The sequence below is a fragment of the Demequina sp. genome (genome assembly GCF_024642165.1).
Lineage (GTDB): Bacteria > Actinomycetota > Actinomycetes > Actinomycetales > Demequinaceae > Demequina.
Map to the genome: position 1 here is coordinate 1 of NZ_JAHEBP010000090.1, position 8,161 is coordinate 8,161.

Consider the following 8,161-nt stretch of genomic DNA (forward strand, 5'->3'; position numbering starts at 1 on the left):
CGCGGGATGGGAGTCGCGGTCATCACCAGCGTGTGCGGCACGCGGGTGCCGCGGGCGCGCAGCGCATCGCGCTGCTCCACGCCGAACCGGTGCTGCTCGTCGACCACCACCAGACCCAGATCCGCGAACTGCACCGTCTCGCTCAGGAGCGCGTGGGTGCCCACCACGATGCCGGCGGCTCCGGAGGCCGCCTCCGCGAGGGCGGCGCGGCGCTCCCGGGAGCCCTGCGAACCGGTGAGCAGGACCACGCGCGTGGCGTCGTCGGCGGCCGTGAGCAGCCCGCCGTCCGCGAGCGGGCCCAGCAGGTCCCGCAGCGAGCGGGCGTGCTGGGCGGCCAGCACCTCGGTGGGCGCGAGCAGCGCAGCCTGGCCGCCGGTGTCGACCACCTGGAGCATCGCGCGGAGCGCCACCACGGTCTTTCCGGAGCCCACGTCGCCCTGGAGCAGGCGCAGCATCGGCGTGTCGCGCGAGAGGTCGGCGGCGAGCGTCGCGCCCACCTCGCGCTGCCCGGCCGTGAGCTCGTAGGGCAGGCGCGCATCGAGCGCCGCCACCAGGCCACCCTCACGGGCGGGCCGGGGCACGGCGGCCAGGGCGTCGTGATCGGCCCGGCGCCGTGCGAGTGCCGTCTGGAGCACGAACGCCTCTTCGAAGCGCAGCCGCTCCCGCCCGCGGCGATGGTCCGCGTCCGTCTCGGGGACGTGTACCAGCCGTAGCGCCTCGAGCAGGGTGGGTAGCCCGCGCGTCTCGCGGAGCGCCGGCGGCAGTGGATCGGGCACGTCGGCCTCGAGCAGCGGGTCGAGCACGGCGCGCACCGCCCGGCCGATGCGCCAGGTGGGCACGCTCGCGGCCGCCGGGTACAGCGGGATGGGCCGGGAGGCCTCTGCCAGCGCCTCGTCCTCGTCCGCGGCGTCGACGCCCACGATGAGGTAGTCGGGGTGAGTGAGCTGCCGGCGCCCGCGGTAGTCGCCCACGGTCCCCGTGAAGAGCCCGCGGCGGCCGGGGCGAAGCTTGTCCTCATGCATCCGGAGCACGCCGGACCGCTTGGCGAAGAACGTGAGCTGGAGCGTGTCCCTACCGTCGGTCACGATCGCCTCGAGCATCGCGCCGCCGCGCGTGCGCATCTGGCGCACGGTGGTGGTGCGGACCTCCGCCATCACGGTGACGTGCTCGCCGATGCGCAGCTCGGCGAGCGGTGTGAACTCGCCCGGGGCGCCGTAGCGGCGAGGGTAGTGGCGCAGCAGGTCGCCCACCGTCGCCAGCCCGAGCTTCTCGAGCGAGCCGGCGGTGCGCGTGCCGAGGACGCGCGACAGGGGCTCCTGGAGTCGCCCGGTCATGCCGGCGCGGATTCCACGCCGATCAGGATCGGCGGCCACTCCTGCCCGCCCTCGTAGACGGCGATGTCGGCGTCGGGGGCGCGTGCCGCCACCGAGATCCGCGCGGTCTCCGCGATCGAGTCGTCGATGCCGCGCGCCAGCACCAGCGTCACCATCTCCGTGTCCGCGCCCACCAGCCGGTCCAGGTCGTCGTCGAGCGCGTCTCCGGTGCTCTCGCCCACGTGGGTCGAGGCCACCGCGGCCGCCATGAGGGCCCCGACGTCCTCGCCCGGGGTGGCCAGCGCCGATGCGGCGACGGCCGCGACCACGTGCGCCTCGTGGGCGGCGTCGATCACCACCAGCCGCGGCTTGCCGCGCTTGTCCGCGAGGGCGCGCGCGACGCCGAGGAGCGCGGGATCGCCGGCGACCACGATCGCCTCCGCGCCGGATGCATCACGCACCGCGCGGTTGAGGTCGCGTCGCCGCAGCGCGGGCGGGTCGGGCACCACGAGCACCACCGCGCCCGCGTCGGCCAGCGGCTCGGCGAGCCCGGGACACGTGGTGAGCGCCACCACGCCGGTGGCGGAGCGATCATGCAGCATGCTCATCGCGATCGACCGCACCACGATCTGATGCGCGGCGGAGCCGGCGGCGAGCCGCACGGCGCGGTCGGGGTGGTCGGTGTGGACGTGCGCGTGCAGCAGCCCGTGGCCCGCGGTGACCGTGACCGAGTCGCCCAGCTCGTCGAGCGCCGCGGCGATCGGGCCGCGAGCGGACTCCTCGCTCTCGGCGACGAACATCACCTCGTACGCGCCGCCGCCCTCCTCGCCGTGGCCCGCGTGACCGGGCGAGACCACCCGGTGGCGGCGGCCGGGAAGCTCCCACGCGACGTCGGGATGGTTCACAAGCGCGTCGGGGCCGGCGATGACCTCCGCCAGCCTCTCCAGTTGGAGCACCAACGCCGCCGCGCCGGCATCGACCACTCCCGCCTCACGGGCGCTCGGCAGCTGTTCGGTGGTGCGCGCCAGGCCCGCACGAGCCCCGTCGACGGCCGCCACGATGGCCTCCTCGACGGTGCCCTGGCGGGCGGCCACGTCGGTCGCGGCGCGAGCCGCCGCCCTGGCGACCGTGAGGATGGTGCCCTCGACCGGCGTGCTCACGGCGGCGTAGGCGGACTCGGCGGCGCTCGCGAGCGCCTGGGCGACACCGTGCGCGTCGATGGTCTCGATGCCGCCCCGCGCGTCCATGACCCGCAGCAGGGCGCTGAGGTACTGACTGAGGATCACCCCGGAGTTGCCGCGCGCTCCCATGAGCGCGCCGCGCGCGAAGGCCGCCGCGACGTCGCGATGCGAGGCGTCCGCCGGCAGGCGCGCGATGGCGCGATTGCCTTCCTGCAGGGTCAGGTAGACGTTGGTTCCCGTGTCGGAGTCCGCCACCGGGAACACGTTGATCGCGTCGAGCCTGCCGCGGGAGCGGTGCACGGCATCGAGCCCGGACCCGAGCCAGCGGCGCAGGGCATGCGCTTCGCTCACGGGTCACCTCCGGTCGGCGGGCGGTGGGGGGTCGCCACCCGCGTACTATCGTGGCACGCCCCGCCGATGCGGCGGGCACCGTCGCGCCGAGCGCCTCGCCCGGCATCAGGGTTTGCCGCGTGCAGGCCTCGTCGGTTACGCTAGTGCGGTTGCCCGAGTACCCGGGCCCCCACAGATTTGCGGGTCGTTCGATCGCCCCGCGCAAAAACTAGGAGAACTATCGTGGCTGCCACCTGCGACGTCTGCGCCAAGGGACCGTCCTTCGGTCACAGCATCTCGCACTCCCACCGCCGCACCAAGCGTCGCTGGAACCCGAACATCCAGCGCGTGCGCGCGGTGGTCGCGGGCACCCCGAAGCGCCTCAACGTGTGCACCTCGTGCCTCAAGGCCGGCAAGGTCCAGCGCGCCATCTGATGATCCCGCGCGTGAGACCACGCGCGCATCGGCGCGGCTGACCGCCGCCCACCCGAAACGGACGTCCTCAGGGGCGTCCGTTTTGCCGTGTGCGGGCCCCGCGAGGCCCGCGAACGCCGGCTCTCAGCCGCCGAAGTGGTCCCAGCCCACGTCAGCGGGCGCCTCGCCGTCCACGCGCACCCCCGCGAACGCGTCGGTGGTCGCGCCCACCACGGTCCAGCCCGCCGGCACCGCCGCCTCCCGCGGGAACACCGCCAGCATGTGGTGATCCTCGCCGCCCGTGAGCGCCCAGGACAACGGATCGATCCCCAGCTCGTCGGCGACCCGCCGCGCGCCCTCGTGCACCGGCACGTCAGCGCCCGTGATCGCGATCCCCACGTCCGAGGCGCGCGCGATGCGGCCCGCGTCGCGCAGCAACCCGTCCGACACATCCATGAGGGCGGTGGCGCCGTGAAGCGCCGCCTCGAGACCGGCGCCGATCCGTGGGCGCGGCCTCAGGAACAGCCCGATGGTCTCCTCGTCGATCCGCCTCGCGTCCATGAGTTGCCGGTAGCCCGCCGCGGCGGCTCCCAACGGCCCCGACACGGCCACCGCCTGCCCGGGCAGCGCATCGGCCCGGGTGATGGGCTGCGTGCCGTGTGTCTCGCCCAGGACGGTGACGGAGATGGCGATCTCGCGGGCGGCGGAGAGGTCGCCCCCCACCACGCCCACGCCGTGGGGCTCGCAGGCCTCCCGCAGCCCGTCCGCGAAGCCCAGCACCCAGCTCGCGTCCAGCGACGGCGGCGCCGCGAGCGTGACCTGAAGCGCGGTGGGCACGGCACCCATCGCATCGATGTCCGCCAGGTTCTGCATCGCGGCGCGCCAGCCGACGTCCTCGGGGCTCGACCAGTCGAGCCGGAAGTGGCGGTCCTGGATCAGCACGTCCGAGGAGACCACCAGGTCGCCGTCGACCGCGATCACCGCCGCATCGTCCCCGGGCCCGAGGAGCTCGGCGTCGCTCACCGGAAGGCGGGGCACGAACGCCGCGATGAGGGCGTCCTCGCCCATCTCGCCGATCGTCGCCATGCGCACCAGCGTAGGGGTGGACGATGCGGCGGCCCGCCACTCCCCCGCGCCCGGCTCGCGCGCGACGCCGGGATGCGCGAGCATCGTCGCATGGAGGTGCCCCGCCCCACCCAGGAGTCGAAGGACGCGTTCCGTGCGCTCGTGCCGGCCGCACCCACCGTGACGGTGCGCGCGATGTTCGCGAACCTCGCGGCGTTCGTCAACGGCAACATGTTCATGGCGCTGTACGGCGACCAGGTGGCGTTCAAGATGGACGCCGCCGCCCTCGAGCGGGCGATGACGCGGGCGGACGCGGAGACGTTCGGGCCGGCCGGGCGGACGATGCGCGAGTACGTCGCCTTCCCCCTCGCCGCCGCGGGGCTCGACGAGTGGGTCGAGGCGTCGCTCGGCTATGTGGCCACGCTGCCGCCGAAGGCGCCCAGGGCGCCCCGATAGCTCGGCGAGGGCGTCTCCTGCGCTCCGCTCGCAATCGGACAAACTGGACATTGACGGCGCGATCGTGAGCGAGGACGCTGGAACGTGCGGAGCGACGGCGCCCCGGGGACCGCGTGTGAACGGCCCCGCTGTCGAGGAACGGCCGCCCTCTGTGAAGGGGGAGAACACCATGCGCACTACGTACAAGGTGCTGGCGTACACGATCTGCGTGCTGGTGGGCGTTCAGGCCGCCTCGCACGCGTGGGCCAGTGCAGGACTCGGCTCGTGGGTGGAGGGCGGCGGGGTACTCGACTCGACGGCCTTCGAATCCGACGAGTCTCTGTTCCCGGAGATGGCAGGCTTCGGGATCCACGCGATGAACGGGATGATGATCATCCCGTTCGTCTCGCTGATCCTGCTCGTCATCGCACTCATCTCGCGCACCCGCAAAGCGATGCAGTGGGCCGGCCTGGTGCTCCTGCTGGTCGGGGTGCAGATCTTCCTGGGCTTCGCCAGCTTCGGCGTCGCGGCCCTCGCGATCCTGCACGGCCTCAACGCGCTCGCACTGTTCACGTGCGCGCTGACCGCTGGCCGCATCGGCATGCGTGTCGACGCGCCTGCCGTCGCGGCCGCCGCTCCGGCCGTCGAGGGGAGCTGACACGAACCAACCCACGCCGCCGCGCTGGCCGCGGATCGCCCGATGGGCCAGCCTCGCCGTCGCGGCGATCCTGGTCGCGACCGTGGGCACGATGTGGGCGCTGAGCCTCGTGCCCGCTCGCTACTCGGCGATGTCGATGGGCTACGTCGACCTGGGCGGCGGCCCCGGCGAACTGGCGCCCCACACGCACGGCGCCGGCTACGGCGAGGCACCACTGGTCGAGGTCACCGATCTGACCGAGGGCTCAAGCCGCGCGCCGGACGTGAGCGTGACGTTGACCGCCGCCCGCGGGGCCATCCGCCTGGGAGATGGCGACGCGATCGACGGCTACACACTGAACGGCGGCACCCCGGGCCCAGAGATCCGGGCGCGCGTGGGCGACCTGGTCGAGGTCACGCTCGTCAACACCGATATCGATGCGGGGATCACGCTGCACTGGCACGGAATCGATGTCCCCAACGCGGCGGACGGCGTCGCCGGCATCACCCAGGATGCGCTTGCGCCCGGTGAGAGCCAGGTCTACCGGTTCGTCGCCAAGGACGCCGGCACCTACTGGTATCACTCCCACCAGGTGGCGCACGAGCAGGTGAGGAGGGGCCTGCTGGGAGCCATCGTGATCGAGCCGGCCGCCGCCGAGGCAGGCGCACCGGTCGACGTGGTAGCGCTCGCGCACCTCTACGGCGCCGCCCACACCATCAACGGAGCCGAGGGCGACCTGCACGTCGACATCCCGGCCGGCGCCTCGGCCCGCGTGCGGATCATCAACACGGACAACGGCGCGCTGTTCGCTTGGCTCGGCAGCGGCAGCTTCCGCGTGCTCGCGGTGGACGGCCACGACCTCAACGGCCCGTCAGACGTGTCCGATGCCGAGGTCCGCGTGCCCGCGGGCGGCCGCGTCGATCTGCTGATCGCCCGACCAGCGGACGGCTCCTCCGTGCGACTGCATCTGGGCGGTCCGCGCGGCGTCGTGATCGGGCCGGCAGATCCGGAACCCGTCCGAGCACCCACCGGGCAGGTCGACCTTCTGAGCTACGGCGAGCCGGCCCCCGCACCGTTCGACGCGACCGCGCCGGACCGGCGCTTCGACTACGTCATCGGACGGCGCTGGGGCTTTCTCGACGGACGTCCCGGCGCGTGGTGGACCATCAACGGCCACCTGTACCCGGACGTGCCGATGTTCACCGTCGAGGAGGGTGACGTGGTGATGATGCGGCTGGCCAACCACTCCGGCCAGGCACACCCCATGCACCTGCACGGCCACCACGCCCTTGTTCTCAGCCGTGACGGCGTTCCATCAACGGGATCCCCATGGTGGGTCGACTCGCTCGAGGTGCTCGATGGCGAGGAGTACGAGATCGCCTTCGTGGCCGACAACCCTGGGATCTGGATGGACCACTGCCACAATCTCCCGCACGCTCAGGAGGGTCTCGTGGCGCACCTCGCCTATGCGAACGTCACCACCCCATTCCTGCTCGGAGGCGACGCCAAGAACGAGCCGGAGTAGGCCGCGGCCCTCATGGCGTCAGGACCACCTTGCCGCCGGGGTGGCGAGACTCGACACGGTCCATCGCGTCGGCGGCGTCCCTCAGTCCGTACCGCGAGCCGATGTGCGGCTGCAGGGTGCCCTCCGCGAGCATGCGCGCCAGCGTCTCGAGGTCCGCGCGCCGGGGCGACGAGTAGTACGTGACGATGCGCCGGTCACGGGTGGTGAGGTTGAGCCACCGCGCGAGTGCCATCCGGCGCATCGGCCCTCCGTCGGCGCCCTGCGCGCCGGAGTTCGACACCACGGTGCCGCCGTCCGCCGTGATCGCGAGCAGGTCGCGGACGCGGTGGTCGCCCACGTTGTCGAATACGACGTCGAAGCGCTCCGCGAGGTCGAGGACCGAATCGCCGGTGCGGTCGACCACGCGCTGTGCACCCAGCTCGCTCACCCACGGCACGTTGGCCGTCGAGCACACGCCGGTGACGATCGCACCCTGCGCCGTCGCGATCTGTAGGGCCAGGTGCCCGATTCCTCCCGACGCGCCGTTCACCAGCAGGGTGTGGCCGGCCTCCAGACGTGCGGCGCGCAGGCCGTGCAGTGCCGCGAGCCCCGCCATCACGGACGCGGCCGCGGCCTCGGCGGGAACATCGTGCGGAAGTCGCGCGATGCGCGCCTGGTCCGCCACCGCGTACTGCGCGAGCGAGCCGCGGGCCTCGCCGAACACACGGTCACCGCGACGGAACCCGGCGACGGAGTCGCCCACTGCCACCACGGTGCCCGCCGCATCGGTGCCGCGGACGGGACGGCGCGGGCGACGCAGGCCGGCGGCGAGGCGGACCACCCGCGGGATGCCCCGCATCAGGTAGGCGTCCGCAGGATTGAGAGCGGCGGCCTCGACACGGATCAGGACGTCGTGCGGTCCGGGCACGGGAATCGGCACCGCCGCCGTCTCGAGCGTGTCGGGGCCGCCGTAGCGGCGCTGGGTGACCGCGGTCATGGTCGTGGTCGTGGTGGTGGTCATGGGGGTCTCCTGGTGTGCGGCGGGTTTCCGCGAGGGTGGTCGGTGTGTGCCGCGCCGGGGCCGCGTGAGGCGGCCCGACTCGGGCATGACGTGGTGGGGCGGCCCTAGGCCGGCTCCTCCTCGGGGTACTGGAAGACGGCGTCGAGCGGGACGCCGAACGCCCGCGCGATCTGGAAGGCCATCTCGAGCGACGGCGAGTAGCGCCCCTGCTCGATGGCGATGACCGTCTGGCGGGTGACGCCGATGCGTTCCGCCAGTTCG

Annotated in this window: 9 protein-coding genes; 4 read left to right on the top strand and 5 right to left on the bottom strand. The window is 73.3% G+C overall.

Annotated elements, in window-relative coordinates:
- Both Q0L54_RS08595 and Q0L54_RS08600 read right to left on the bottom strand, forming a co-directional pair.
- Positions 1–1,334: DEAD/DEAH box helicase (locus Q0L54_RS08595; RefSeq protein WP_296667192.1), on the bottom strand; the 1,334-nt coding region annotated here is incomplete at its 3' end.
- Positions 1,331–2,845, bottom strand: coding sequence for a DAK2 domain-containing protein (locus Q0L54_RS08600; protein ID WP_296667194.1), 1,515 nt, complete (start codon positions 2,843–2,845; stop codon positions 1,331–1,333). The genes Q0L54_RS08595 and Q0L54_RS08600, both read right to left, overlap by 4 nt.
- Positions 2,846–3,067: 222 nt before the next feature.
- Here Q0L54_RS08600 and rpmB point away from each other — a divergent pair, with 222 nt between their 5' ends.
- Complete coding sequence (gene rpmB / locus Q0L54_RS08605; RefSeq protein WP_042216526.1) at positions 3,068–3,259, top strand: 50S ribosomal protein L28; 192 nt, start codon at positions 3,068–3,070, stop codon at positions 3,257–3,259.
- Positions 3,260–3,382: 123 nt separating this feature from the next.
- Here rpmB and Q0L54_RS08610 read toward each other — a convergent pair whose 3' ends face one another.
- Positions 3,383–4,408: a thiamine-phosphate kinase gene (locus Q0L54_RS08610; RefSeq protein ID WP_296667204.1), complete on the bottom strand. Its 1,026-nt coding sequence runs from the start codon at positions 4,406–4,408 to the stop codon at positions 3,383–3,385.
- 6 nt (positions 4,409–4,414) lie between these two features.
- Here Q0L54_RS08610 and Q0L54_RS08615 point away from each other — a divergent pair, with 6 nt between their 5' ends.
- The 3 genes from Q0L54_RS08615 to Q0L54_RS08625 all read left to right on the top strand — a co-directional run bounded on the left by Q0L54_RS08615 (position 4,415) and on the right by Q0L54_RS08625 (position 6,900).
- The gene (locus Q0L54_RS08615) at positions 4,415–4,759 is read left to right on the top strand and encodes a TfoX/Sxy family protein (protein WP_296667206.1); all 345 of its coding nucleotides are present in this window, start codon (positions 4,415–4,417) and stop codon (positions 4,757–4,759) included.
- A gap of 169 nt (positions 4,760–4,928) precedes the next feature.
- On the top strand, positions 4,929–5,396 hold the full coding sequence (locus Q0L54_RS08620; RefSeq protein WP_296667208.1) for a hypothetical protein: 468 nt from the start codon (positions 4,929–4,931) through the stop codon (positions 5,394–5,396).
- Between the two features lie 91 nt (positions 5,397–5,487).
- Positions 5,488–6,900, top strand: coding sequence for a multicopper oxidase family protein (locus tag Q0L54_RS08625; RefSeq protein ID WP_296667211.1), 1,413 nt, complete (start codon positions 5,488–5,490; stop codon positions 6,898–6,900).
- A 10-nt stretch (positions 6,901–6,910) separates the two neighbouring features.
- Here the strand turns inward: Q0L54_RS08625 and Q0L54_RS08630 are convergent, their stop codons facing one another.
- Together Q0L54_RS08630 and Q0L54_RS08635 are read right to left on the bottom strand one after the other, a co-directional pair.
- A complete protein-coding gene (locus tag Q0L54_RS08630) occupies positions 6,911–7,900 on the bottom strand; it encodes an NAD(P)-dependent alcohol dehydrogenase (protein WP_296667213.1) in 990 nt (329 codons plus the stop codon).
- A 104-nt stretch (positions 7,901–8,004) separates the two neighbouring features.
- On the bottom strand, positions 8,005–8,161 hold a 157-nt coding region (locus tag Q0L54_RS08635; protein ID WP_296667215.1), incomplete at its 5' end, for a helix-turn-helix transcriptional regulator.